Here is a 26,143-nt window from a genome sequence, read left to right as displayed (position 1 = left end):
TCGCATCGCCGCCGGTGGTCGCCGTCAGCGTGTACGTGATGTTGCCGTCGATCAGGTCGTCGTTCGCGCCCGTCACCGTGACGGTCTGCGCGGTGTTCCAGTTCGCCGTCGTGAACGTCAGCGTGCTGGCGCTCAGGCTACCTTCGGTCGCGTCCAGGCCCGTCAAGGTCACTGTGACGTTACCGGCGGGAGCCTTGTCCAGAACCGCGGTGAAGGTCTTGGTCTGCCCGGTGCCCGTCGCTTCCGTCGTCGTCAGCGTCGGCCCGCCCGTGAGCGTCAACCCCGAGACGTCGTCGTCGACGTTGCGAACGTTGATCGTCGCGCTCTTCGCGTTCGTGCCCGCGTAGGTCGCGTCACCGCCCGTCGTGGCCGTCAGCGTGTACGTGATGTCGCCGTCGATCAGCACATCGTCCGCGCCGGTGACCGTCACCGTCTGCGCCGTGTTCCAGTTCGCCGTCGTGAACGTCAGCGTGCTGGCGCTCAGGCTGCCTTCGGTCGCGTCCAGGCCCGTCAAGGTCACCGTGACGTTACCGGCGGGCGCCTTGTCCAGAACGGCGGTGAACGTTTTGGTTTGCGTCGTACCCGTCGCTTCCGTCGTCGTCAGCGTCGGGCCACCCGTGAGCGTCAGTCCCGAGACGTCATTGTCGAGATTCGTGACCGCGACGGTCGCCGTCTTCGCATTGGTCCCGCTGTACCCCGCGTCGCCGCTCGACGTCGCCGTGAGCGTGTACGTGATGCTTCCATCGATCAGGTCGTCGTTGACGCCCGTGACCGTGACCGTCTGATTCGTATTCCAGTTCGCGGTCGTGAACGTCAAGGCGGACGCGGACAGGCTGCCTTCCGTCGCGTCCAGTCCCGACATCGTCAGCACGACATCGCCAACGGGCTGCGCCCCCAGGCGCAGCGTGTACGTCTGCGTGGTGCCGGCTTCCGAAGTCGTGATCGCACTGCCCGCGATCACGCTGCCCACGTCGTTGTCCACGTTCGTGACAGACACCGTGGCCGTACGCGCATTCGCCCCGGTGTAGGTCGCGGCGCCGCTGGAGACGACCGTCAGCGAATACGCGATGTTTCCGTCGATCAGCGAATCGTCGACACCGGTGACGGTCACGGTCTGTGCCGTGTTCCAGTTGGCTGTCGTGAACGTGCGGGTATTTCCACCCGAAATCGTGTGCTCGCTGGCGTCGAGTCCGCTGATCGTCAGCACCACGTTCGCGGTGGGCGCCTTCGTCAGCCGCAGGGTGAAGGTGCCGGTCGTCCCCGCCTCGGTCGTCGTGATGGGAGCGCCGGTCACCGTGATGCCGGGCACAGCCGAAGTCACGCCGATGTTCACGCCCGTGACGACCTGCCCGATGGTCAGAACGTCGCCCGTGCCGCTGACGCCGCTGGCCGGCGAGTACGTCGGGGAAGCGCCCAGCGCCCCATTCGTGTCCGTGACGCGAACGATGTAATGTCCCGGAAGCGCCCCCGTGAAACTGAAGTTGCCGTTGGCGTCCGTCGTATCGGTGGCAAGCAGGCGCTCTGCCGTGGGGCTCGTGTCGTAGACGCCGTCGTTGTCGCGGTCCTCCCGAATCTCCACGGTGACGTTGCCCATCAGCTGCTCGCCGGAGTCGAGCACGCCGTTCGCATTCGCGTCCACGTAGATCTGCCCGCTCACCGACCCCGTCGGCGGCGTCCAGCCCGCGCCGTCCGCCATCGACAACGTCATCGTCGTCGTGCCGTTGGTGGTCACGTTGATCGACGTGCCCATCGACGTGCTCGTCGGCGTGTACTCGCGGACCGTGGAGCCGCTGAGCACGTATGCCTTGCCGGTGTTGCTCTCGCCCAGCTGCGGCCCGCTCCAGGTGTGAGTCGCGGTGCTCACCTGTGACCCGGTGGTCGCGTTGTAGCGGATGATGTTGTTCGTGTTGCCGCTGATGATCCAGTTGCTGGCCGCGTAGTAACCGATGTCGCCCCAGTCCACGCCCGTGTTGGTCGTGAAGGTCGAGACGGTATTCACCGTCTGCCCACTGTTCGTGAATGTGATCTTGTAGATCGTGTTCGTGGTGCTGACGTTCTGCTCCACGCCCAGGAACAGCGTGTTGTTGTAGAACGTGGCGGCGCCGCTGCCCACCCCGCGCGAACCGACGGTCACGCCGGCGGTTCGCAGGTCGTCGTTGACGACGAAATGGGTGTTGGTGATGTAGTTGTAGGCGAAGAGCGCCCAGGTCGTCGGGCTCGTCGACTCGCTGTCAACGTAGTAGATCAGGTTGTTCGCCTGATCGACCGCCACGGAGTTCACCACGGCCGAGAGCGTGTGGATGCCGATGGTGCCGGGAACGGTCGTCAGCTGGATGGCCTTGCCGCTCGTGACGTCGACGCTCCAGAACGTATTGCCGTAGGCGCCGATCAGCGCCCCGTCGCCCGCGCTGATGGCAACCGTCAGCAGGTTGTCGAACTGGTCCGCCGTGAGGGTGGCGGCCTCGATAGCCCCCGTGGACGCCTCGAGGACCCAGTCACCCTGCTTCGACGCCGCGCCCGTGGCGTTGGTCGAGGCAGCGACATCCGCGCCGCTCGCCTGCGCAATGGCGTCGATCAGCGCCGGCCCGTCGCCCTGGGCGACGTCGCAACCGTAAAGAAGAATGTCGGCGTCCGCCGCCATCGAGGAACCGATGCGGCCCAGCAGATCCGTGTACCCGCCGATCGTGCCGGAGTTGAGCACGGTGGAGCCGAGACGAATTTCGCCGGGCTCGCCATGGCCGAGCACATGGATGGCGGTGACGCCCGAGCGGCCCGCCAGCGCTTCGGCGATCTGCTCGAAGCCATCCCGGTCCGCCGTCAGCCGGACGACCTGGCCCTTCACGCCTTGCAGGAAGCCCTCGACGTCGCCTGCGGTCGGGTCGATGAAGATCAGCTCCGTGCCTTCGGGCGCCGCGGTCGCAGGCACTGCCTGCGCGGGCTCCGGTGAAATAGGCAGCTCGGCCGCAGCAACGTCAACCGCCTCCACGGGTAGAGCAGCCGCGACCGGCGCATCCGGGACGACCATCGCGGGCGAAACCGAAGCACTCGTCGCCGACAGGGGAACCGGCGCCGACAGAGCCGACACGGTCGCAGGGTCGATCGCCGAGACATCCGAGGCGGGCTGTGCCGGGACGATCGGAGCGTCCACGGATGCGGAAGCGGCCTGCTCCAGGACGGGGACGGCGCTACCGGTCATTCCCAGCGCATCGAACACCGCCGCGATGCGCGACTCGGAAAGCGTGACCCACAGGGGGGCGCCGCTCGCGGTCATCGCCTCGAAGAATCCCGGATCGGTGACGACAAGGTATCCCGCGTCAGCCGTCACCGCATCGGCCGATGCGGGCTGCGAATTCGGCTCGACATAGAAAGCCCGCAGGGCGCCAGCAACGATCAGTGCACCCGACAGAACGCCAGTGACATCGACGTCACCGTAGTTCAGCCGCAGGAAATCCGCCGACTGGCCTTCGACCGAGACGTGGCCGAGCGCACCCGGGACCACCTCGATGCTCGAAGTTCCGGGGTGCCGACGCGCGGCATATACAGTCGAGAACGTCCGTGCGGCCATGTGCCCTTTAATCCCCTGAGTGGTCGCCGTCAATCCGACGACAGGTTGTTACGAGACTCGAAACACTCGGTTACAACGAATTGTATCCGTTAGTCTCACCCACTACCATCCGGCTGCCCGCCAAATAGTTCCGGCTTTCAGCGCATTCGGAGGTCTGTTTGTTTCCTGCGACGTCTCTGATAGACGCCGGGCGGCCGAGTCAGCGCCCGAACCAGCCGTTGAACTGGTTCATGGCAGCCCGGTCCGCCTGCCCCGCAAGAGCACGGAGCCTGACGTGAGAAAGCAGATAGAGATATCTCGCTTCATCGAGTTCCCGTTGAGCGGCGGCAAGCTGCTCCTCGGCGCCGAGAATGTCTCCCAGCGTGCGCACGCCCCCCTCGAATGAGCGGCGAGCGGAGTCGACGAGGACCGAAGCCGACCGCACGGCCTGCTCGAGCGCGCGGGCACGTGCGATGCCTTCGCTGACACCTCGGTACTCTTTATGGGCTCGCACCCGCAGCTCGCGCCGCGCCGATTCGAGCAAATCGCTTGCTCGAACCTGCTCGGCCGTAGCTTGCCGAACTTGCGACGAGACATAGCCGCCGGTGAACAGCGGCACATTCAACTGCAGACCGATGAGCTTCTGGTCGTAGCGGCTATTGATCTGCGTGACGTTCTCGCTGCTGCTCACCGACCACTGCGCCACGAGGTCGAGGGTCGGCCTGAACCCCGCCTTCGCTTTCTCGACGCCCTGGACGGCGGCATCCAGGCGCGCCTTCAACGCGCGCAGCTCCGGGCTGCTGGCCTCCGTCCGGTCGAGCCAGGCGTCGAGCTCCGCAGGCTCGGGCAATCGAAGCGCGAGCGTCGATGCGTCGATGCGAACGACCGAGGCGACCGGCATGCCCGTGATCGCCTCGAGCTGCCGTCGCGTCAGCTCGACCAGTTGCTGCGCCTCCAGCTCCTGCGCCAGTGCGAGATCGATGCGCGCCTGGGCCTCGTCCACGTCCGTGCGGGTGCCCGCGCCGCCCTCGAATCGCCGGCGCGCGGCGTCCAGGTAGATGCCATACGCGCGGAGCCGGGCGCGCACGAGCGTGAGCCGGTCGGCGGCGGCCAGACCCTCGAGATACGCCTGCGTGGTGCGGACGGCGAGACTCTGCTCCTCGACCTGGAGCAGCGCCTCCGCATCCCGCACTTCGGCTCGCGCCTGTCGCAGGTCGGCGCGCTGGAAGGGCCTGTAGATGGGCTGCCGAACCGTGATCGAGTTCGCGCTGCTGTTGTAGAGGAGGCGCGACGTCGTCCTGCCGCCGATCGACGGACTCGTGCTCTCGAGATCGTTGCGGTAGCGCGAGAGGCTGGCCGAGATGTTGGGCAGCAATTGCGCGCGCGCTTGCGGGACGCGCTCGCGGCGCACGTCGGTGGCATGGCGCACCGAGCGGATGGTGGGATCGTTCTGCAGCGCGAGTCCATAGGCTTCCGAGAGCGAAAGCGTCGTGCCGGCGAGGAACGGATTCGCGGGCACCGATTGACCGAGCAGCGACGCAGGCGCGAGCGACAAGGGTGCGGATGCGACCGAGGTGGACGTGGACGTGGTGGACGCGGTGGACGTGGCCTGCGTCGCGGCGCGCGGGGCGGTGGAGACGGCTGCACGGACCAGGAGCGCGTGACTCATGGCGATCGCGAGCGGGGCGTCGGCGCCGCCCGGCGGCTCGACGGCCCACGCGGCGCACACCGCCATGCACGCACCGGCCAGTACCGCCCGACGGAAACTGATCAGCACACTTCCTCTTGCCTCTTGTCGCGACGGATGAGGTCGATCATAACCGAGCGGATTCCGCCTTCCGGATGGGCCGCCGCCCGACATCGGTTACCATCGCATCGCCGACGTCTCCAAGAGTCAGCTTCTTCCAGGTTTGTCTTCCCCGCTCCCGCCTTTGCATTTCCGGCGGCGAGTCGTCGTCGAATATCCCCCCGAAGGTTTCTTGGCGTTCGCACCGCGCGGCGGTTTTTCCCGCGCGGCAACTTCCCCTATCGAAAGACAATCGCATGACGACTCCCACCACCACCGGCACCGTGAAGTGGTTCAACGAAAGCAAGGGCTACGGCTTCATCACGCCGGACGGCGGCGGCAAGGACCTGTTCGCGCATTTCCGCGAAATCACGGGCAACGGCTACAAGACGCTCGCCGAAAACGCGCGCGTCGAGTTCGAAGTGACGCAGGGCGCCAAGGGCCCGCAGGCTTCCAACATCCGCGTGGTCGCCTGATCGACCGAGCGCCGCAGCAGCGGCGCTCACCCTCTCCCCCCAATTCAACGCGCCAACGCGAACGGCCGCACGGCAACGCCGGCGCCCTCGAGCTTCTCGCGCACCGCCTTCGCCATCGCCACCGCGCCCGGGCTGTCCCCGTGGACGCAGATCGATTCGATCGGGCAAGGCAGCATCTTTCCGCTTTGCGTCTCCACCGCGCCCGCCTGCACCATGCGCAGCACGCGATCGGCCACCTGCGCCGGATCGTGGAGCACCGAACCCGGCAGCTTGCGCGACACCAGTTCGCCGCGCTCCGTGTACGCGCGGTCGGCGAAGATCTCCGCGCACACGCGAATTCCCATCTCCTGCGCGATGCGCCGCGCCTCCCCATCCGCGAAGGTCAGCAGCACCAGGCCGGGGTCGACCGCCGCGATGGCGCGCACGATCGCACCGGCCACGGCCGCGTCGACTTGAGACACGTTCGCGAGCGCACCGTGCGGCTTCACGAACCGGATGGGATTGCCCGCGTACTTCGACACGGCCTGCGCCGCGCCGATCTGGTAAGCCACGAAATGCTCGATTTCGGCGGGCGTGCAGTCGAGGGTGCGTCGCCCGAAGCCCTGCAGGTCCGGATAGCCGGGATGGGCGCCGACGGCCACCCCGCGCTCGGCCGCCGCCTTGAACGTGCGCGCCATCACGTGCGGGTCGCCCGCATGGAAGCCGCACGCGACGTTGGCGGAAGAGACGAAGTCGAGCATGGTCTCGTCGTCGCCCATGCGCCATGCGCCATAGCTCTCGCCCATGTCGCAATTGAGGTCGACTGAAGCCGTGGTGGGGGATGTCATTGCCTTCTCCGGTGTCCTGAATGAAACGCGAGCCCATCGCGGATGCGCGCATGCTCGGCCGCGAGCTCTGCAAGCGCCGCGACGGCGCTTGAATGGTCGGTGCGCGCGAAGCGGATGCGCTGGCCGGGGCGCAACTGGCCGAGGCGCCACAGATCGGCCTCGATCACATTCGCGATTTTCGGATAGCCGCCGCAGGTGTTGGCCTCGGCGAGCTGGATGATCGGCTGCCCCGACGCCGGCACCTGCACCGTGCCCGGCAGGATGCCGTGCGAGAGCAGTTCGCGCCGCGCCGTCATCGCGAGTTCCGGGCCCTGAAGGCGATAGCCCTGCCGGTTCGAATCGGTCGTGAGCCTGTATTCGGTGGCCTCGAAGGCGGCCCGCGCCTCCGGCGTGAATTCGCCGTACTCCGCCGCGGGCAGCACGCGCACGGTGGCGCAGCCGGCGATGGCCTCCTCCCAGAACGACGAGCGCACCGACGAGGTCGTGCCCACGGGGCGCTCGCGCGGCCGCTCCCTGTCCGCCAGGGGCACGAGGTCGCCCTTGCGCAGGCCGCGGCCCTTGTAGCCGCCGAAGCCGCCCTTGAGATCGGTCGCGCGCGAGCCGAGCACGCACGGCACGTCGATGCCGCCCGAGAATGCGAGATACGCGCGCGCGCCGGCCTGCGGCATCTCCAGCGTGAGCGTGTCGCCCGCGCGCGCCGGCGCGGCCCACCAGCCGGTGCGCTCCAGCCGGCCGAGCTTCCAGCTCACGCGCGCGCCGGTGCAGGCGAAATACGCATCGCGGCGGAACTGCATGCGAAACGGAAAGAGCGCGATCTCGAGCCCGGCCGCGCCGTCGTCGTTGCCGACCATCGCGTTCGCCGTCGCGAGCGCATGCGCATCCATCGCGCCGCCGCGGCTCACGCCGATCGCCTGCCAGCCTTCGCGCCCGAGGTCCTGCACCGCATTGATCGCTCCGCCGCTCAGGATCTCGATCACGCGATGCCTTCCACGACGAAGCGCACGCGGTCGCCGGGCGCGAACAGGCAAGGCGGATCGCGCATCGCATCGAACAGCACGGCCTCGGTCTTGCCGATGGAGTGCCAGCCCGTGGGCGCCGTCACCGGCATGATGCCCGCGAGCGCGCCGCCGACGATCACCGTGCCCACCTCCACGCTCTGGCGCGGCACCGCGCGCCGGGGCACGGCAAGCTGCGGCGGCAGGGGCGCGAGATAGGCGAAACCCGGCATCGCGCCGATACAGGCGACGCCATAGACGGTGCCGCTGTGCATTCGCACGTACTGCTCGACCGAGAGGCCCGCTTCGCTCGCCAGGCGCGGGAGATCGTCGCCCGCCGCGCCGCCGTAGGCGACGGGAATCTCGATCTCGCGGCCGGCCTCCTGCGAAGGCGCGACCGCTGCCCATCGGTCCAGCAATGCGGCCCGCACCCGGTCGGCATCGACGCGCAGCGGGTCGAAGACGACGAGCAGGTTGTTCACGCCGGGCACGACCTCGCGCATGGGCAGCTCGGGGTCGTCGTGGAACGAGCGCGCGAGCGACCACACGCGCTGCTGCACGGCTTCGACATAGGCGGTGCCGCTCGCGTCGAGCAGCAGGCCGCCCGCGCCGAGGGCGCTGATTCGAGGCGGATCGGTCGTCGGTGCCATCGGGTGGTTTATACCGTCTCGCGTGCGCGGGCGTGGCGCTCGTCTAAGATCGCGGGACCATGATCACCGAAATCGCCGACATCCGCGTCAAGCCCGAAGACAAGGCCGCGTTCGCCGCAGCCATCGCGCGCGCGGGCGAAACCGTCATCTGCAAGGCCAAGGGCTACCGGGGCCACACCGTGTATTCGTGCGTCGAGACGCCGGGCCGCTTCGTGCTGATGGTCCAGTGGGATTCCATCGAGGACCACAACGTGGGCTTCCGCCAGTCGGACCTCTTCAAGCAGTGGCGCGAGATCATCGGCCCCTATTTCGCGCAGCCGCCGGTGGTGGAGCACTTCGACATCTCCAGCAGCAGCTGAGGGCAGCGCCTGCGCGCACCCTCCCCTTCGTGCCGTCCGAACCCGCGACTCCGCCCGCGCCCTCCGCGCCGCCCGCGCCGCCCGCGCGCGCGGGCCATACGCAAACCATCCTCGTCCTCGCCTCCGCCGGCTTCCTGAGCGGCGTGGCGATGCGCGTGTGCGACGGCCTGCTGCCGCGCCTGGCCGCCGACTTCGCCGTCACGCCCGGCCGCGCCGGATGGTTCGTCATCGCCTTCTCGCTCGCCTACTGCCTGATGCAGCTCGTCTTCGGGCCGCTCGGCGACCGCTTCGGCAAGGCACGGATGGTGACCGTGGCAGTGATCGGCTGCGCGGTCTTCGCCGGCGCGTCGGCGGCGGCGCCCGGCTTCGGGACGCTGATGGCGACGCGCATCGGCTGGGGCGTGGCCGCCGCAGGCGTCGTGCCGCTCATCCTCGCCTGGGTGGGCGACGCGGTGCCCTTCGAGGACCGCCAGCCAGTGCTCGCCAAGATGCTCATGGGGACGATCTCCGGGATGATGGCCGGGCAGCTCGCGGGCGGCCTGTTCGCGGACAGCGCCGCCGGCTGGCGCGGGGCGTTCGCGACGATGGCCGTCGCCTATGTGGCCGTGGCCGTGCTGATGGTGGTGCGCCTGCAGCCGCATCGCCCGCAGCCCCCGTCCGGCGAGCCCGCGCCGCGCGGCCTGAAGAGCTGGGCGCTGGTGGTGGAGGCGCGCTTCAGCCGCGTCGTGCTCGCCGCCTCCTTCGCCGAGGGCGTGTTCCTCCTCGGCCCGCTCGCCTTCATGCCGGCCATGCTGCACCAGCGCTTCGGCCTGAGCCTCTCGGCCGCCGCGGGCATGCTGGTGCTGTATGCGGTCGGCGGCCTCGTCTACGCGATGCTTGCGCGCTGGATCATTCCGCGCTTCGGCCAGGTGCGCATGCTCGAGGTCGGCGGCGTGCTGATGGGCCTGGGCTTTCTCGGCTGGCTGTTCTCGCCGGTGGCCTGGACGGCGGCGCCGGTCGCGCTCGCCATCGGCTTCGGCACCTACCTGTTCCACAACACGCTGCAGGCCCATGCCACGCAGATGGCGCCCACCGCGCGTGGCACGGCGGTGGCGCTCTTCGCGTTCATGCTGTTCTTGGGCCAGTCGATCGGCACCCTGCTCGCGGGCTTCGCGTTCGACCACGGCGGACCGGTGGCCTTGCTCGCCGCTCCGGCGGCGATGCTGACGCTGACGGGCGTCTGGGTGGCGATGGAACTGCGCAGGCATCGGCCTGCGGGCGGGGCCTAGCTCGCGTGCCCCGCCGCGCGCATCAACTGCGCCCGGTCGTAATACTCCCGCCACAGCTTGATCTTGCCGCCTTCGAAGGTCAGCACGCCCACCACGGGCGACTCGCCGCTGCGGCCGTCGATCACGATCTCGTCGGTGCGTTCGGTGAAAAGCGCATCGCCGATCACGCCGATGCGGTGGATGTGCAGCGTCACCTTCTTGTTCGGCGCGGCGAGTTTCGAGATGCGGTCGTAGATCGCCTCGCGACCCACCACCGGATCGAGCATGACGGAATGCAGGACGCCGTCGGGTGCGAAAAGGTCCGCGCAGGTGCGGAAGTCCTGGTCCTGCCAGGCCTGCGCCATGCGGCGGAAGATGGCGATCTTGTCGTCGTCGGTCATGCGGCCTTTCTTGTGGCAACGGCTTCGGCGTCGCGCTCGCAGTAGGAGTCGAGCATCGCCACCAGGGTGTCGGGCGTGTCCGTCGTCGCGCGCGTACGCGGGAAAATGTGCGCGGTGCGCTCCTTGCGGTCGAACCAGATCGACTCGTCGGACTTCTGGTCGGGGCGTTTCGCCGCCAGGTACACGATGGTGTCGGCGCCTTGCGGATCGTCGCGCAGCACCGATTTGAGCGTCTCGCGAAAGCGCGGCATCGAACGGCTGATCGCCGCCGTGTCGACCCATCCGGGATGCATGACGTAGAAGCGCCGCTGCGTGCCGGCGAACTTCCGCCGCCAGTACTGCGTGAGCACCACCTGCGCGCGCTTCGAGAGTCCGTAAGCCCGCGAACCCAGGTAGCCGCTGCCGGTGATGTCGAGATCCTTCACCGCGAGCGCATGGTTGTACATGCCGCCGGACGATGTTTCGATCACGGTCGCGTCGTCGGCGAGCATGCCGCGCGACAGCATTTCCTTCGTGAAGAGGTAGTGGCTGAGGATGTTCGTCGCGAACGAGGTCTCCAGGCCTTCACGCGTGATGATCTGGTCGCGCTTCTGGATGCCCACGTTGTTCACGAGCACGTCGATCTTCACCCCGCGCGCCTGCAGCCTGTCGAGCAGCGTCCACACGCTGCTGCGCAGCGAGAAGTCGGCCACCTCGGGCACGACCATCTCCGGATGCGCGGTCGATTGCGCGAAGGCCGCGAGCTTGCCGGCATCGCGGCCGACGCAGATCACGCGCGCGCCGGCTGCGACGGCGGACCGCGCCGCCGAGCCGCCGATGCCTTCGGAGCCGCCGACCACCAGCCACGTCTTGCCGCGGAAATCCGGCTTCAGCCGTCCCCACAACACGCTGCGCGCGCGATACCCGATCGCGCTGTAGCTCGGCGTGAAGCGCACGTAGAACGCGATGACCTTCTTCAGCGGCGCATTGTTCGCGTTGCGCAGCAGGGACATGATCATGGTGCGGACCCGCCCTCGACGACGAAACTCACCACGGTGGCGCACGAACCGCCGATGTTGAGCGTCTGCACGCGCTGCGCGCCTTCGATCTGGCAGTCGCCGGCCTGTCCGGTGACCTGCCGCGCGGCGTCGAGCAGCATGCGGCTGCCCGTCGCGCCGACCGGGTGGCCGCAGCCGATGAGTCCGCCGCTCATGTTGACCGGGCACTTCCCGCCGGGCGCGATCGTGCCGTCCTCCACGGCGCGCCAGCTCTGGCCGGGGGGCGTGAGGCCGAAGTGGTCGATGGCCGTGTACTCCGTGGTCGTGAAGCAGTCGTGCAGTTCGATGCCGTCGACGGCGTCCACGCCCTCGATGCCGGAGCGCCGCCACGCATCCTGAAGCGCGTCGCGCAGATGCGGGAACACGTAGGTCTGTCCGCGGCTGCGTTCGAGCTTGTCGATCAGACGCAGCCCCGCATTCCGGTGGCCCCAGCCCGCGATGCGGGCCATGCGATCCAGGCTGCGGCCCGTGCGGCGCGCGTGCTCCTCGGAAAAGCGAGCCGACGCCAGAACGACGCCGCAGCCCCCATCGGTGATCTGCCCGCAATCCTGCCGGCGCGTGCCGGGCTCGATGATCGGGTTCGCCTCGTCGTCGTCGGTGAACGCGCGCTCGTCGAAGTTCCACTTGCGCGTCTGAGCGAGCGGATTGCGCTTCGCATTCGTGTAGTTGATCTCGGCGATGCGGTTGAGGTGGCGCCGGTCGAGTCCGTAGCGCTGCTCGTACTCCTGCGCGACGCGGCCGAACGCGGCCGGCCACATGAAGGTGCAATCGATGTCCTCGCGGCCCTGCCAGGCGGCGGCATTCTGGTTGACCGACGCCTCGTTGCCCGGCGTGTTCTTGAACTCCTCGATGCCCAGCACGAGCACGCAGTCGTAGCGCCCCGCCTCGATCTCGGCCATGGCGCTGAGCACCGCGAGCGACGACGACGCGCACGCGCCCTCGTGGCGCATCGCCGGCACGCCCCACAGATCGGGCACGACCTGCGCGACCATCGCGCCGAGGTGCGCCTGCCTGCGCTGCAGTTCGCCGAAGGCGTTGCCGACGTGGATGCTCTGAATGGCGGACGCGTCGAGTTCGCTCGCCGCGAGCGTATGCAGCGTGGTCTCGCGCGTCATGTCGGAGATGTCTTCGCCGTGGCGCGACCAGACTTTCGCGAAGTCGGTCTGGTGGCCGCCGAGGATGTAGACGGGGGAGGTCATGGCCGGTTTCCTTGTGCGTGACTGCCGGAATAAAAGCTGAGGTCGATTTCGGATGCGTCGGCCCAGCACGCATGCGTGCCACTGCTGATGCGGTGCGGCAGGACGATGCGCGCGACGGGGCCGCGCGCGAGGTCGCGCGCGTCGAGCACCATGCATTCGGAGCGGTCGGCGTTCATGTCGGTGACGAAACTCACCACGTAGCCATCGTCCTCCGCCGCCGCGTCATGGCAGGGCGCCATCGGCGACTCGCTGCCGAAGCGGCCCTCGCCGAAGCGATATTCCTGCGACTCGCCCGTCGTATGGTCGTAGCGCAGGATGCCGTCGAAGAGGAACGAGCCGGGGTGCGCGATCATGTTGTACGAGTAGCGATAGGGCCGCGTCCAGTACCGCGCGTTGATCATCCCGAACTCGAGCGCCCGGGCATCGAGCCGGCGCTCGCGCGTGCGGCCCGTCGCGAGGTCGAAGCGCCATTCGTAAAGCGTCGGCCCGTAGCGTTCCGGCCCCAGCGTGGCGCCCTTGTTGTCGTAGCCGCCGCGCGGCATCGGCGTGGCCTGATGGTAGCCGTGCAGCACGATCTCGCTGCCCTCCTCCCACGCATTGAGCCAGTGCAGCACGTAGGTCGGGCTCGCCTCGAACCAGCGAATACCGTCCTGCGGCGCATGCCGGCGCGGCACGATGGCGAAGCGCGACGGCTGCTGCTCGCGATAGACGAGCTTGTGCCGGCCTTGCGCGAGCAGCGACTCGTCCCAGTGCAGCGGGAAGTCGTTCAGGATCGCGAAGTTCTCGGTGAAGCACATGTCGTGCGGCAGGCGCGGCGCGGGCAGCGGCACGGGGACGTAATGCACGAGCCGGTCGTGGCGATCCACTTCGCCATAATGCATGTAGGGCGCGGTCTTCGAGTAGTTGAAGAACAGCAGGTCGCCCGTGCGCGGACACACCTTGGGGTGCGCGGAGATGCCGCCGTCCTTCATCACCTCTTCGCTCCACGCCGAGACGCCGCGCGACTCCAGCGTGTTCGCATCCAGCCGGTAGGGCTCGCCGCACTGGTAGAAGGTAGCGAGGGCGCTGCCGGCATGCACGATGACGTCCGTCGCCGCGCTGTCGCGCAGTCCGCCGCGCGCGCCCCAGCCGGGAAGCTCGGCGAGCGAGGGCCTGTCGATCAGACCCGCATAGAGCGCACGGCCCGCCGCCTGCTCCTGCACGAACCCCTTGGTTCGCACGAAGCGGTTGCGGTATTCGCAACGGCCCTCGTCGAAGCGCAGCAGATGCAGCATGCCGTCGCCGTCGAACGGGTGATACGTGCCGCGCGGCTGATGCACCGGGTTCTGGGTGTTGCGCAGGTACACGCCCTTCAGGCGCTTCGGCACCTCGCCGATGACCTCCAGTTCGCCCGCGTTCACTTCCTCGTAGTTCGGCGTGAACGGCCCCGTCATGTACGGATGCGAGCCCGGCACGAGCGTGGGCCGGATGCGGTCGATGACTTCAAGCTGCATCGAAAGATCCTTCGATGCGCCGGGCGAAGCGACGCCCGGCGGCGTCGTATTCGGCGCGCAGGCGCTCGACCACGGTCGCGACCGGGTCCACCGCCTTGATCGCGCCCACGCCCTGCCCCGCGGCCCAGATGTCGCGCCAGCGCGAGGGCTTGTTCACGTCGTTGCTGTCGTAGCTGCGCGGCGGCGCCGCCGGCAGGTTGTCGGGGTCGAGCCCCTGCGAGCGCAGCGAGGGCTTGAGCCAGCTTGCGGCGGTGCCGGTGAGGCCCGCGCTCACCACGATGTCGTCCACGGTGCTGTCGACCAGCATCTGCTTGTAGGCGGCATCGGCCATGCTCTCGCGCGTGGCGATGAAGCGCGTTCCCATGTAGACGAGGTCGGCGCCCGCCGCCACCGCGCCGGCCACGCCCCAGCCGTCCGTGATGCCGCCGCCCACGATGATCAGCCCGTCGTAGAACTCGCGCACGGCACTGACGAAGGCGAAGGGCGAGAGCGTGCCGGTGTGGCCGCCCGCGCCGTTGCAGATGCAGGCCAGCCCGTCGACGCCCGCCGCGACCGCCTTGCGCGCGAGCGTGAGGTTGGTGACGTCGGCGATCACGAGGCCGCCGTAGCCATGCACGGCCTCCATGGCCGGCTTGGGGCTGCCGAGCGCCGTCACGACCACGGGCGGTCGATAGCGCGCGATGAGCCGCAGGTCGTCGGACAGGCGCGTGTTGGACGAATGCGTGACGAGATTCGCGCACCACGGGCCGATGCTCTCGGGCGCCTGCTCGTCGCGTGCGCGGGCGAGCGCGTCGACGATCTCGCGCATCCAGGTGTCGAGCACCTCGATGGGCCGCGCATTCGGCGTGGGGAACGCGCCGACGATGCCGGCGCGGCATGCCGCCACGACCAGCTCGGGGCCGGACACGAGGAACATCGGCGCGGCCACCACCGGCACGCGCAGGCGCAGGAGCAATTCGTGCGGCGTCATTCGCTTGCCTTGAAGCCCGAGAGTTTCACCGCCTCGGCCCAGCGCTTGCTGTCGGATTGCACGAAGCTGCGGTACCGATCCGGCGACATCGGCAGCGGCTCGAAGTCGATGTCGCGCCATTTCTGCTGGATCTCCGGCGAGTTCAGCGCCTTGGTCAGTTCGGCGTTCAGCCGCGCGATCACCGCATCGGGCGTCGCCGCGGGCGCGGAGAAGCCCGCCCAGATGTAGATCTCGAGATCGGGATAGCCCTCCTCGGTGAACGTCGGCACGTTGGGCAGCAGCGGCGAGCGCTTGGGCGTGGAGACGGCCAGCACCTTCACCTTGCCCGATTCGACGTGCGGCTTGACGGCGAGCAGCGGCAGGAAGGCGGCCTGCACCTGTCCGCCCACGAGGTTCTGCACGGCGGGCGGCGTGCCGTTGTAGGGCACGTGAACCATGTCGAGCCCGGCGCGCCGGTTGAGCAGGACGCCGGCGAAGTGCGACGAGTTGCCCGCGGTGAACGACGCATACGACACCGCGCCGGGCTTGGACTTCGTCCAGGCCACGAACTCCTTCAGGTTGTTCGCGGGCACGGCCGAGGCGTTCACTGCGAGCACGAGCGACGCGCCGAGGAATCCCGAGACCGGCTTGAAGCTCTTCTCCGCGTCGTAGGGCAACTTGCTGAACGTATGCGGATTGATCGCGAGCATGCTCGTGTTGGACAGCAGCAGCGTGTAGCCATCGGCCGGCGCCTGCGCGACCGCGATGGCCGCGATGTTGCCGCCGCCGCCGGGGCGGTTGTCGACGAGCAGTTGCTGGCCGGTGTTGCGGCGGAATTCCTCCGCGACCTGGCGCAGCGCGGTATCGAGCGTGTTGCCGGCCGCGAAGGGGACCACGACGCGCACCGGCTTGTCGGGGAAGGTCTGGGCCGCGGCGGGCAGCGCCGCCGTGAGCGCCGAGGTGGCCATCGCGGCGCCGGCCAGCAGAAGGGTTCGCTTGTTCATGTCGTGTCTCCGTGTCCTGTCTCTGTCGTCTGTTGTCGTTCGTCGGTACTTCATCGAATCAGCAGCGGACGCAAGGCATCCGCCAGCGCGTCCGGCCGTTCCGCGGGCAGCATGTGCCCGCAGCCATCCACCCATTGCAGCCGCGCGCCCGGCACGAGCGCGGCCAGTTCCTCGGACAGCGCGGGCGGCGTGATGCGGTCCTGCCGGCCGCACACCACCGTGACCGGCAGATCGAGTTTCGCGAGCATCGCGCGGTGATCGCCACGCCCCTGCGCCGCCCGGTTCTGGCGGATCGCGGTCTCGGCGCCCACGCGCAGCATCATGTCCTTGAGTTCGAGCAGCAGCCCGCGCGTCGCTTCATGCGTGCCGAACTGAAGGATGCCGTCGAGGACGCGCGAAAAATCCTTCCGCATCGCCGCGATGCTCTTCTCGCGCGCCGCGTGCGCCTCGGGCGATTCGGGCCGGCCCGAGGTGGACATGAGCGCCACGCCGCGTACCGCCCGCGCGGGACGCGACAGCATCTCGATCGCGACGTAGCCGCCCAGCGAGAAGCCGCCCAGCACCACGGGCGCATCGGCGGGAAGATCGTCGAGCAGGCGCCAGGCCGCATCCGCCATCGCGGCGATGCTGTCCTGCGACGGCGCGGGTGCGCGGCGCACGTCCGCGAGCGACTCCAGTTGCGGCGCGACGGCATCCCACAGGCGCTCGTCGTTGAGGATGCCCGGCACGAGCAGCAGCGTCGCCTTCATGCCGCGGCCTCCGTCGGCGCATGCCGCGCGCGCAGTTCGCGCTTGAGCACCTTGCCCAGCGGATTGCGGGGAAGCTCCTCCACCAGGATCAGCTTCTCCGGCCACTTGAAGGGGGCGACCTGCTCCTCGCCACGCAGGAATTCGACGAGCTCCTGCAGGTCGACGGCCGCGCCCGGCTGGGGCGCGATGACGGCACACACTCTTTCGCCGAGAACCGGATCGGGGAGACCGATCACCGCGGCTTCGCGCACCTTGGGATGCGCGAGCAACAGGCCCTCGACCTCCTCGCACGAGATGTTCATGCCGCCGCGAATCACGATGTCCTTGTGGCGGCCCGCGAAGCGGTAGAACTGGCGCCGGTCGCCCGCGATCTCGAACAGGTCGCCGGTCCGGTAGTAGCCCTGCTCGTCGAACGCGCGCTCGGTGAGTTCGGGCGCGCGGAAGTAACCGCTGAAGATCGTCGGCCCCTGGAAGCGCAACTCGCCCACTCGGCCGGGCTCCTCGATGTCGGCGCCCGTGTCGAGGTCGACGAGACGCGTGCGGATCTTGCTCGCGTTCGACAGCGACCAGGTGAAGCCCTCGACGCCGATGCGCGGGAAATAGGCGCTGCGCTGCCGGCGGTCCGGTATGTCCTGTGGCGCGGACGAAAGCGCCGCGCCTTCGTTGGAACCGAAGTAGTTGACGACCTCCACGCCGTACTGCTGCGCGAACTGCTCCACCAGCCATTCGGCCACCGGCCCGCCGCCGGAGCCGAGGCGCTTCAAGCGGCCGAGGTCCACCCCCGCGAGCTTCGCCGGGTCCTTCAGCAGCATGCTCAGCACCGCCGGCGCGGCCACGGTGTAGTCGGTCGGTTCGTCGCGCAACTGCGCGACGAACACGTCGAGATCGAACGGGTGGTGATGGTGCAGCGTGCCCCCCACGAGCAGCCATGCCGCGAGGCTCGTCGACACGCCGGCCATGTTGACGAAGGGAAACGGAATGACCATGCGCGCGCCAGGCTGCAACTGCCCGGCGTCGATCACCGACTGCCCCACGATCAGCCACTCGTTGTGGTTGCGCGGAACACCCTTGGGGCGCGCTTCGGTGCCCGAGGTCCAGCAGACGGTGAGGACATCGTGGGCGGTGACGCCATGCGCCTGCATGTGCGCGCGCAGCGCCTTCGCATCCCAGGGGGCCTCCTGCCCGTCCATCGACGCGCCCAGCATCCGCACCTGCTGCAACGTCCCGGCGAACTGGGGCGCGAGTTCAGCCCACAACGCGGCCGAACGATGGTTGCCGACGCGCTCCGTCGTGATCGCCATCCGCGCGCCCGTCATGCCCAGCACATGCGCGAGTTCATGTCCCCGGTACTGCACCGGCACCGGCGAGATCACGATTCCCGTCGCCGCGCAGGCGAGGTACAGCGCGTGCAGATCCACGCAGTTGGGCAGCTGCGCGACCAGCACGTCGTCCTTGCGCAGGCCCTGCGCGTGCAGGAACGCGGCCATGCGCCCCACCTCGCGCAGCAGGTCGCCCCACGTCCAGCGGCGCGGATGCAATCCGCACAGCGCGAACAGGTTGGGCGGATCGGCCACGGCCAGCGTCTCGGGCTGGCGCAGCGCGGTCGCGATGAAGATCTCCGCCAGCGTGCGCTCGCCCCACCAGCCTTTCTTCACGTAGTCCGCGATCTTCTCCGGCGGCACGAGGATCATGGCTTCGTCACTTCCAGCGGTCCAGCGTCCGCTGGCTCACGAAGGTCGCATGGAAGCCGTTCGGCACGCGGCGCGGCAGCGGCAGGCGCGCCACGGGTCCTTCGGCCAGGCGCGCGCCCAGGCAGTCGAAGACCTGGATCTCGGACTGCCGCTCGCGCGGATTCCACACGAGCGAGACGAGATAGCCGTCGTCCTCGGACCGGGGGTTGTCGCGCGGCGCGAAGCCGGGTTCGTTGTAGAAGAACTGCGGCCCGGCGCTGTAGGCGATGTAGCCGCCCGTCTCCAGGTCGTACTTCACGAGGCCGGGAAAGCGCGGCTCCTCGCGCCCGCCGGGCGGGAAGACCACGTGATACGACCAGCGATTGCGCCTGCCCTGGTAGGCGCCGTTGATCACCGGGAACTCGGTGTTGAGCACGTCGTCGATCACGCGCTCGCGGGTCTGCCCGGTCTTCAGGTCGAAGCGCCATTCGTACAGCAGGAAGTCGCGCTGGCGCTGGTTGATCGTGCGCTCCAGCCGGCGCACGTCGATGCGGCCGGGCTCGCTCTCGTGCAGGCGGTAGGGCGTGCCCACCATCACGACCTCGTCGCCGTCCTCCCACGCATTCACCACGTGCAGCATGTAGGCCGGCTTCGCGGTGAACCACCGGATCTCGCTCGCGGCGCCGTGCCGCGGCACGACGGCGAAGCGCGAGGGCTCGTCCGGGTGGAACTGCACCTTGTAGCGGCCGGCCGCCAGCGCCTCGGGGTCGGGACGCAGCGGGAAGTCGTGCAGGATCGTGTAGTGCTCGGTCACCGCCATGTCGTGCGGCAGGTTCGGGCCGGCCAGCGGGATCTCGATCGCGTGGCGCGGCTTGCGGTCCGGCCCGATCACGCCGTAGCGCATGTACGGCGCCTGCAGCGAGTAGTCGAACCACATCAGCTCGCCCGTGTGCTCGTCGGGCCGCGAGTGCGCGGAGATGCGGTCGATGGCGCCGTCGTAGTCGGCGCTGCCCAGCGTCTCGAGCGTGAACGGGTCCACGGCATAGGGCAGGCCCGAGCGATACCACATCGTCAGCAGGCGGCCCGCGTGGTATTTCACGTCGGTGTTCGACGTGTTCTTCAGCGGCTCGTCCGGCCGGTCCGCCCGGAACTTCTCCTTGAGTCCTTTCCACAGCGCGCGGCCCGCGGCCTGTTCCTCGCCCAGCGCCGCCGTGCGCACCCACTTGTTGCGGTAACTCACGCGCCCGTGGTCGAAGCGCACGGCATGCAGCATGCCGTCGCCGTCGTAGGCGTGGTAGCGCCAGTCGGGCGGGTAGTAGGCGTTCGGGCCGTTGCGCACGTAGAGGCCGGCGAAATCGGTGGGCATCTCGCCGATCACGGGCAGGTCCTCGAACACGTCCTCGCGGTCGATGGGGGCGTTGTTGCCGTCGAGGGCGGGGATTTCGTGGCGTGGCAGGTCGTCGAGCTTCATCGGGGGAGGCGCGCCGCGAAGGCGCTTCTTCATCGCAGTGGCCACACTGTAGGAACACCGGGCTTTCCCGCCTCGTTCCGGCTCGTTATTCCGGCCACAATTTCGATATGTCAAACGAGTCGGGCACGCGCAGTGCCGTATTCCGGTCCCCGCAGGCGTATGCCGAGCACGAGGGCGACCGCCAGTTCGCGACCACGCTCGCCCGGGGGCTGGAGTTGTTGCGTTGCTTCACGCCGGCGCAGCCGGTGCTCGGCAACAAGGATCTCGCGCAACGGCTTTCCCTGCCACGCCCGACGGTATCGCGCCTCGTCTACACGCTGATGTGCATGGGCTACCTCGCGCAGGACCGCGATTCGGGCAAGTACCGGCTGGGCTCGGCGGTGCTGTCGCTGGGTTTCCCGTTGCTCGAGACCTTTCCGGTGCGCCAGCGCGCGCGCGCCGGCATGCTCGAACTCGCGCAGCAGGTGCGCGGCACGGTCGCCATCGCCATTCGCGACCGGCTCGACATGGTGTGCATCGAAGTCACGCGCGGCGGCGAGCGCACCGGCCATCCGATCGACATCGGCCGCACGTATTCGATGGTGGGCACGGCGGTCGGCCGGGCTTACCTCGCCGTGTGCAGCCCGCAGGAGCGGCAGGCCATCCTCAACGAGATCCAGGTGAAGGCGCCGGACGAATGGACGCGGCACAAGGACCGCCTGCTGAACGCCCTCGCCGAGTACGGCCGCTGGGGGTGCTGCACCTCGGTGGGCGAGGTCTACCCGGACGTGCAGGCGGTGGCCGTGCCGCTCGGCCGGCTGGACCGCGGCGAGCTCGGGGCGATCAACGCGTCGTTCCAGCGCCGAACGCTCAACGAGCGCTGGCTGCTGGAGGATGTGGGGCCGAAGCTGATCGATCTGGCGCGGCGGCTGGCGTGATCGGGTGGGTCTTCGAGCACGCCCGCACCTCGTGCCGCGACGAAATCAAGCAGGAAGCAGCGAGCACTTCGGAATTCGGGAAAGCTCCTCTTTCAGAGCTTCCTTGGCGAGTGCGGTCTCGAACGCGACCTGACCGCGCAACCACCACCCGTCGCTCAACCCGAAGTAGCGGCAGAGTCGCAGATCGGTGTCCGCCGTGATCGCGCGCTTGCCGGCCACGATGTCGCCGATGCGCTGCGCAGGAACGCCGATGTCTTTCGCGAGGCGATATTCGAAAGGCCCAACGGCCGGAGAAACTCCTCTTCGAGCATCTCGCCGGGCGAAACGGGAGGGATGGTCCGCGTCATGATGATCCCTTGTCAGTGATAGTCCACGATCTCGACTTGCTGGGAGGACCTTTAGCGCTCAACCGCACTCCGAACTTCAGCCGGCCTCAGAGCCACGCGACGGAGGGGAGACACCACATCTGATTATTCGCTGCACAGTAAATATTGCATTTTTAGCGAATAACGGCTAGGATCAGCAAATATTCACTGCGCAGTGAATGGATCCTGATCGTGTATGAATCACGCACAACCGAGCAACATCTGATAGAGCGTTTCGTCGAGGATCTCAAGGAGCTTCCAGAAGTGGAAGCGGAACTCGACTATAAGGCGCAAAGACCTCCGATGGAGCGCGAGTACAACGCACACGTAGCTCTGCGTGTCGCTGGGAAGTCCTTCATCCTCCTCGTGGAAGCCAAGAAGGCCGTCTATCCACGAGAAGTTCGCCAAATGATTTGGCATCTGCGGGAGAGGAGTCCAGCGCAACGCAGCAGGCAGGAAAGGATGCGTCTGACACTGCTGATCGCCGAGACCATCTCACCAGGCGCGAAGGAATTGCTGAGGAAAGAGGGGGTGGGCTACTACGACAGCGGCGGCAGCCTGTTTCTGTCCGCCCCGGGTGCGTACATCTACATCGACAAGCCCCCGCCGAAGACCCTTGCGAAATCAATTCGTGCTTTGTTCTCGGGCCGGCGCGCCCAAGTGTTACATGCCTTACTGGTTCGGCAGCGAGACTGGTTCGGTGTGACGGAACTTGCACGCGAGGCTCTTGTGTCGCCAGCCACCGCTTCGCAAGTGTTGACCGAGCTCGACCGGTTCGAGTGGCTTGCGTCACGAGGCCAAGGACCAAGCAAGGAACGACATCTGCGTGAGCCCGGAGCCCTACTGGACGCCTGGGTCAAGCAACTCGTCACCACGAGGCTGCAGACCCTGCCTCGATACTATGTGGCAGGCATCAAAGCCGATGCGCTGGCGAAGCAACTGGCAGACGTTTTCGAATCACGCGAAGTCGATTACGCGCTCACCCACGAGGCAGCAGCACAACAGCTTGCACCATTCCTGTCCCACGTCTCGCAGGTGCGCGCGCGCGTGCTCGTTGGCGCCTCTGTTAATGCGGCGCTGATCGACCTAAACGCGCGACCGGTCACCGAAGGCGCGAACCTCGTCATCATCGAGGTGAAGTCGCCGGGCGACCTGTTGTTTCGCGAACGTGTGAGCGAGGTGTGGTTAGCAAGCCCAATCCAGATCTATTTGGACTTGCTGCGCGGCGAAGGCCGGGGTAAAGAGATGGCCGAGCACTTTCGAAAGGAAAGGATCGGCTTCTGATGGCTAAACCCGCGACGCTTGACGGCTACAGCGACAAGTACACAGTGGAGTGCGAGCGCGTGCTCGTCACGCTGCTGCGAGGTCTCGGACCCTGGAAAGACTCGGTCTACTTGGTCGGGGGGCTCACGCCGCGCTACCTCGTTGCCACTCGGCCGCCCAACGTGCCGGCGCATGCCGGCACCCTGGACGTCGACATCGTCATCGACCTGCAGATCCTCGCCGACACCGAGGCATACCGTACGCTGGAGGACAACTTCAAGAAGATGGGCTTCGAGCGGGCCGAGAACGAGAAGCAGCAGAAACTTTCGTGGCGATGGCAGACCCGGACCGAGCAAGGGGCGCTTATGGTGCTGGAACTGCTGGCCGACGCGCCGGACATTGCTGGCGGCAAGGTCCAGCCACTACCCACCGACGGCACGATCTCTGCGCTGAACATTCCACACTCGTCCATCGTCTTCGACTTGCACGACGTCGCTGAGATTCAAGCCGAACTTCTGGGCGGCAACGGCGTGGCAACCGAAAAGATCAAGCACGCCAACCTCGTCAGCTTCACTTGTTTGAAGTCCTTCGCGTTCGATCAGCGATTCGAACGCAAAGACGCGCACGACCTGATCTATTGCATCGAGCATGCGGCTGAGGGCATCGACGTTGTGGCCCAGGCTTTCCGCAACGAGCGAGGCGGCAAGCACGGTGCAGTAGTCGAGTCCTCGCTAGCAATTCTGCGCGGCCGATTCACGGACGACGATAAGACCGAGGGCTTCCGAAAGGACGGACCGGTTGCCGTCGCCAAATTTGAATTGGGTGAAGGGGACGAGCCCGAGCAACGTGAGGCGAGAGCATTGCGTCAGCGACAGGCCAGTGATGTGATTTCGCGGCTTCTCGACCGGGTCGCCAAAGACGAGGGGGCCGCATGAGTTTTCCTGCCGATATCAAGGGCTGCATGAAGGACTGCATCCTGTCGCTGTTCTGGCCGCGGAAGGACATCGTCGGCTTCTTCGAGAAACACGGATGCACGAAGGCGGAGCTTGAGTCCGTGCCGCTTGAGGGAGAGAGCGCCCTCAAGCGGTACGAAATCGTCGATGCGCTGTTCACAGCGCTCGCGGCGAGGTCAGACTCAGGGCTCGGGCCTTTCCGCGCCATGCTGCAGTCGCTGCTGAATTGGTCCCACTTTGACCCGTACTACTTCGACAAGCTGCGCAAACTGGATAGAGGCACGGCGACCAAGAACTTGGAGCATCTGCGCCAATTGCAAGAAATCCGGGATGCCAAGATTAGGGTTGATCGTGATCGCCGAGCGGCGCAAGAAGCACAGCGCCAACAACCAACGACGTCGCTGGATCAACTGCGCGCCGAATACCTCGACCTACTCGCAAACAAGACTTCGCGGCAGCAGCGCGGTTACGCGCTGGAGCGCATCTTGGCCGAGTTGTCGCGTCTCTCACGGCTGGAGACCACAGAAGCCTTCCGCGTCAGCGGGGAGCAAATCGACGGCGCAGTGAAGTTCGATGGCGAACACTACTTGATCGAAGCCAAGTGGCAAGAACGGTCCGCGAGCAATGAGCCTGTCTACCAGTTCGCCGGCAAGGTGGCGGGAAAGCTATACGGACGTGGCCTCTTCATTTCGGTGAATGGCTTCAGTCCCGAAGTGATCCGAAGTCTTGTAACGGGCAAGGAAATTCAGACACTCTTCATCGACGGCGAAGACCTGATTCTGGTGCTGGAAGGGCACCTCACGCTGCGAGACATGATCGACCGCAAGGTGAAGGGTGCCCAGACGAAGGGCCTGATCTACGTTCATCCGCTCTCGGGTGCCGAGAAGAAGCCGTAGGGGTTTGCTAAGTCTACAAAACGGAAGAGATAAGGAGGAATTTATGGACCGCGAAGCTATCGGCCGCCGAGCGCAGGATGTCCAGTCCGGCTTGCGCGATGTCTCAGATTTGCGCGTGTCGGCCACCATACCGATCACACGCCAGATCGGCATGGCGGCGCAGCTCGCCGTACACATCCGTGGCTTGGACACCATCGAAAATATCGTCGGTTTCCACGGCTTCTGCAGCAATCTCGGCATCTCGTCGGACTCGCTGCCTACCGTTCTGGGGACTCTGGAACAGATCGGCTGGATACGCGTAGTCCCCAATGCCTATGCGCCGACACGCATTGAAGAGTCCATCCCGTACTTTCAAGAGGTCTATGGTGCGCTCGGCGAGCAGTGGTCGGTGCGCAAGCCCGGGGAACTTGAGCAAGCGACGATGTCCATCATTGATCGACTCACGGTCGCGCCGGTGCCGCTAGAAACCTTAGAGTCCGAGTTGGGTTTGACGTCGGCTGACATTCAAACAGTCGTGGACATCGGTGACCTTGGCGGCTACCTTCGGCAGTACGACTCCCCGAAAGACCGTGTTCCGATTCTCTACGCGCCGCTCTTCACCGAGGAGAATCCAGAGACGCTGTTGAACTTTATCGCCAAGAACCCCGGCGCACACAGCGATATCGAGGCCGTATTCCAAGCGGCCAAGGCACACCCGGGCGCGCCGATCAGCGCGTTGGAACAGACCAACCCACTGGTTCTCGAACTGGTCAACGAAAACATCCTCCGTGCACCTGCCATCGTGTCGTCGGGCGGCGCACAGTCATTCGCCTTCGCCCCGTTCAAGACGACCCACCCTCGTGCGATTTTGGAGAAGGCGCGCATCATTCTGGCATGTGTTCGCTATGGCGAAGGCTACTCGTCCATCACAAAAGTGTCTGACCCGACCGCGATCCTGAGAGGGCTGCGCGACAGGAAGATGATCGGCCGCACGCCGCATTCGAACATCCAGTCGCAGTACGCCGCAGCGGCAAACATGGGGGTGGGCTGGATCGAGCCGGAAGGCGGACGCTTCCGCTTCCGACTCTATGACACGGAAGACAACCTTGCGGCGGTAGACTTGGCGCTTGCGATGTGTGCAGGTCAAAGCGAGGACGCCTCTTCCTCCCTGTTATTGCCGGCTGATGTCAAAGCCCATTTTTCCAAGTCTGAGCCTGGTGGGCTGCTTTTGCCGGAGGCGAATAGGAAGCGCGCGCGGGATCTGATTGCAACGCGAAAACTAGATCCTAAAACAAGCACCGCAGCCCGTCTCGGCCGAGCGCTGCTCGATGACTTACGAGGAATTCATCGTGTCATCAAGTGATCAAGATCATTCCTACAAGTTACTGGGAAAGCGCTTGGCATGGGCCTTGGGCTATGTGCCCTTGATCAACGTTTCAGTTACCTTGCCTGCGGATACCAACTCCCGTGCGGGAACGGACTTGACCGATGCGGATGTGCTCGGATTTCGTTTCAGCGCGAGCGGGGGCGTGTCTCGTCTGCTAATCGACTGCAAGACCGCTAGCGGTCGCGCGGTCGATCGCATCCTCTGGGTTAGGGGCCTGCAGGACGTTCTCCAACTGGAGGAACTGTATCTGTTCAAGAAGAAGATCCCGGACAGCGCTCGTTGGTTGGCCCATGAACTGAAGGTCAACTGCCTGGATGAGGAGGAGTTGCACGAGCTTGACGCGCGATTAGGACTAGGCCGCTTGAAGGGTCCGTACTTTGACGGAACCGGGTATGAGCAAGTCGAGGCATTGCTCACATTTTCGAAGGGGAGTGAATACCGGGCGTTGGCGCAGTTTCTGCGCGCAGGAATCTGGACGCTCAAGCCCGCGCACAGGGTCGTTACGCTTCTGAATATCGGCGAGCAG

24 protein-coding genes are annotated in these 26,143 nt (G+C 66.8%); 9 read left to right on the top strand and 15 right to left on the bottom strand.

The features are described from left to right. The coding region (locus AB7E83_RS25410; protein ID WP_428573805.1) for a DUF4347 domain-containing protein at window positions 1–3,565 on the bottom strand (3,565 nt) is incomplete at its 3' end. Window positions 3,566–3,764: 199 nt separating this feature from the next. Next, window positions 3,765–5,405: a TolC family outer membrane protein gene (locus AB7E83_RS25405; protein ID WP_428573803.1), complete on the bottom strand. Its 1,641-nt coding sequence runs from the start codon at window positions 5,403–5,405 to the stop codon at window positions 3,765–3,767. 182 nt (window positions 5,406–5,587) lie between these two features. Here AB7E83_RS25405 and cspE point away from each other — a divergent pair, with 182 nt between their 5' ends. Continuing rightward, entirely contained in the window at window positions 5,588–5,806 is a 219-nt protein-coding gene (gene cspE / locus AB7E83_RS25400; protein ID WP_428573800.1) for a transcription antiterminator/RNA stability regulator CspE, read from the top strand. Between the two features lie 44 nt (window positions 5,807–5,850). Here the strand turns inward: cspE and AB7E83_RS25395 are convergent, their stop codons facing one another. Genes AB7E83_RS25395 through pxpB form a run of 3 tightly spaced genes read right to left on the bottom strand, consistent with a single transcriptional unit; the run spans window position 5,851 to window position 8,278 of the window. Beyond that, entirely contained in the window at window positions 5,851–6,633 is a 783-nt protein-coding gene (locus AB7E83_RS25395) for a LamB/YcsF family protein (protein WP_428573799.1), read from the bottom strand. Then, complete coding sequence (locus AB7E83_RS25390; protein ID WP_428573797.1) at window positions 6,630–7,610, bottom strand: biotin-dependent carboxyltransferase family protein; 981 nt, start codon at window positions 7,608–7,610, stop codon at window positions 6,630–6,632. Before AB7E83_RS25390 ends, AB7E83_RS25395 begins: the two co-directional genes overlap by 4 nt. Beyond that, window positions 7,607–8,278 carry a 5-oxoprolinase subunit PxpB gene (gene pxpB, locus AB7E83_RS25385; protein ID WP_428573795.1) on the bottom strand — a complete coding sequence of 224 codons (672 nt, stop codon included), beginning with the start codon at window positions 8,276–8,278 and terminating at the stop codon, window positions 7,607–7,609. The genes AB7E83_RS25390 and pxpB overlap by 4 nt, the downstream gene beginning before the upstream one ends. A 59-nt stretch (window positions 8,279–8,337) precedes the next feature. Here pxpB and AB7E83_RS25380 point away from each other — a divergent pair, with 59 nt between their 5' ends. Together AB7E83_RS25380 and AB7E83_RS25375 are read left to right on the top strand one after the other, a co-directional pair. Then, window positions 8,338–8,637, top strand: a complete 300-nt coding sequence (locus AB7E83_RS25380) for an antibiotic biosynthesis monooxygenase family protein (protein WP_428573793.1) — start codon at window positions 8,338–8,340, stop codon at window positions 8,635–8,637. 29 nt (window positions 8,638–8,666) lie between these two features. Further along, entirely contained in the window at window positions 8,667–9,905 is a 1,239-nt protein-coding gene (locus AB7E83_RS25375) for an MFS transporter (protein WP_428573791.1), read from the top strand. Here AB7E83_RS25375 and AB7E83_RS25370 read toward each other — a convergent pair. Genes AB7E83_RS25370 through AB7E83_RS25330 form a run of 9 tightly spaced genes read right to left on the bottom strand, consistent with a single transcriptional unit; the run spans window position 9,902 to window position 19,890 of the window. Further along, a complete protein-coding gene (locus AB7E83_RS25370) occupies window positions 9,902–10,285 on the bottom strand; it encodes an SgcJ/EcaC family oxidoreductase (RefSeq protein ID WP_428573789.1) in 384 nt (127 codons plus the stop codon). The two genes, AB7E83_RS25375 and AB7E83_RS25370, sit on opposite strands and share 4 nt — an antisense overlap. Beyond that, window positions 10,282–11,283 (bottom strand): SDR family NAD(P)-dependent oxidoreductase, encoded by a 1,002-nt coding sequence (locus AB7E83_RS25365; protein ID WP_428573787.1) that lies wholly within the window; start codon window positions 11,281–11,283, stop codon window positions 10,282–10,284. The genes AB7E83_RS25370 and AB7E83_RS25365 overlap by 4 nt, the downstream gene beginning before the upstream one ends. Next, window positions 11,280–12,521, bottom strand: a complete 1,242-nt coding sequence (locus tag AB7E83_RS25360; RefSeq protein WP_428573785.1) for an acetyl-CoA acetyltransferase — start codon at window positions 12,519–12,521, stop codon at window positions 11,280–11,282. Before AB7E83_RS25360 ends, AB7E83_RS25365 begins: the two co-directional genes overlap by 4 nt. After that, window positions 12,518–14,014 (bottom strand): carotenoid oxygenase family protein, encoded by a 1,497-nt coding sequence (locus AB7E83_RS25355; protein WP_428573783.1) that lies wholly within the window; start codon window positions 14,012–14,014, stop codon window positions 12,518–12,520. The genes AB7E83_RS25360 and AB7E83_RS25355 overlap by 4 nt, the downstream gene beginning before the upstream one ends. Then, complete coding sequence (locus AB7E83_RS25350; protein WP_428573781.1) at window positions 14,004–14,984, bottom strand: NAD(P)H-dependent flavin oxidoreductase; 981 nt, start codon at window positions 14,982–14,984, stop codon at window positions 14,004–14,006. Before AB7E83_RS25350 ends, AB7E83_RS25355 begins: the two co-directional genes overlap by 11 nt. Next, window positions 14,981–15,967: a Bug family tripartite tricarboxylate transporter substrate binding protein gene (locus tag AB7E83_RS25345; protein WP_428573779.1), complete on the bottom strand. Its 987-nt coding sequence runs from the start codon at window positions 15,965–15,967 to the stop codon at window positions 14,981–14,983. The genes AB7E83_RS25350 and AB7E83_RS25345 overlap by 4 nt, the downstream gene beginning before the upstream one ends. 50 nt (window positions 15,968–16,017) lie before the next feature. After that, window positions 16,018–16,716: an alpha/beta fold hydrolase gene (locus AB7E83_RS25340; protein WP_428573777.1), complete on the bottom strand. Its 699-nt coding sequence runs from the start codon at window positions 16,714–16,716 to the stop codon at window positions 16,018–16,020. Beyond that, window positions 16,713–18,407, bottom strand: coding sequence for a class I adenylate-forming enzyme family protein (locus AB7E83_RS25335; protein ID WP_428573775.1), 1,695 nt, complete (start codon window positions 18,405–18,407; stop codon window positions 16,713–16,715). Before AB7E83_RS25335 ends, AB7E83_RS25340 begins: the two co-directional genes overlap by 4 nt. Window positions 18,408–18,414: 7 nt before the next feature. After that, the gene (locus tag AB7E83_RS25330) at window positions 18,415–19,890 is read right to left on the bottom strand and encodes a carotenoid oxygenase family protein (RefSeq protein ID WP_428573773.1); all 1,476 of its coding nucleotides are present in this window, start codon (window positions 19,888–19,890) and stop codon (window positions 18,415–18,417) included. 74 nt (window positions 19,891–19,964) lie between these two features. On the opposite strand from AB7E83_RS25330, the gene AB7E83_RS25325 reads away from it, so the two are divergent. After that, window positions 19,965–20,774, top strand: a complete 810-nt coding sequence (locus tag AB7E83_RS25325; RefSeq protein WP_428573771.1) for an IclR family transcriptional regulator — start codon at window positions 19,965–19,967, stop codon at window positions 20,772–20,774. A 45-nt stretch (window positions 20,775–20,819) separates the two neighbouring features. Here AB7E83_RS25325 and AB7E83_RS25320 read toward each other — a convergent pair whose 3' ends face one another. Next, complete coding sequence (locus tag AB7E83_RS25320; RefSeq protein ID WP_428573769.1) at window positions 20,820–20,993, bottom strand: helix-turn-helix transcriptional regulator; 174 nt, start codon at window positions 20,991–20,993, stop codon at window positions 20,820–20,822. 338 nt (window positions 20,994–21,331) lie between these two features. On the opposite strand from AB7E83_RS25320, the gene AB7E83_RS25315 reads away from it, so the two are divergent. From AB7E83_RS25315 to AB7E83_RS25295, 5 genes are all read left to right on the top strand, one after another. Continuing rightward, window positions 21,332–22,423, top strand: coding sequence for a type IV toxin-antitoxin system AbiEi family antitoxin (locus tag AB7E83_RS25315; RefSeq protein ID WP_428573767.1), 1,092 nt, complete (start codon window positions 21,332–21,334; stop codon window positions 22,421–22,423). Continuing rightward, the gene (locus AB7E83_RS25310) at window positions 22,423–23,337 is read left to right on the top strand and encodes an antitoxin (protein WP_428573765.1); all 915 of its coding nucleotides are present in this window, start codon (window positions 22,423–22,425) and stop codon (window positions 23,335–23,337) included. The genes AB7E83_RS25315 and AB7E83_RS25310 overlap by 1 nt, the downstream gene beginning before the upstream one ends. Continuing rightward, a complete protein-coding gene (locus AB7E83_RS25305; RefSeq protein WP_428573763.1) occupies window positions 23,334–24,251 on the top strand; it encodes a restriction endonuclease in 918 nt (305 codons plus the stop codon). Before AB7E83_RS25310 ends, AB7E83_RS25305 begins: the two co-directional genes overlap by 4 nt. A 43-nt stretch (window positions 24,252–24,294) precedes the next feature. Continuing rightward, window positions 24,295–25,593, top strand: a complete 1,299-nt coding sequence (locus AB7E83_RS25300) for a hypothetical protein (RefSeq protein ID WP_428573761.1) — start codon at window positions 24,295–24,297, stop codon at window positions 25,591–25,593. After that, window positions 25,559–26,143 (top strand): hypothetical protein (locus AB7E83_RS25295; protein WP_428573759.1); only part of this gene is annotated, 585 nt, incomplete at its 3' end. The genes AB7E83_RS25300 and AB7E83_RS25295, both read left to right, overlap by 35 nt.

This window comes from Ramlibacter sp. (assembly GCF_050250995.1).
GTDB lineage: Bacteria > Pseudomonadota > Gammaproteobacteria > Burkholderiales > Burkholderiaceae_C > Ramlibacter.
The sequence above is the reverse complement of the archived record's forward strand: the minus strand, read 5'-3'. Positions and strand labels throughout refer to the sequence as shown.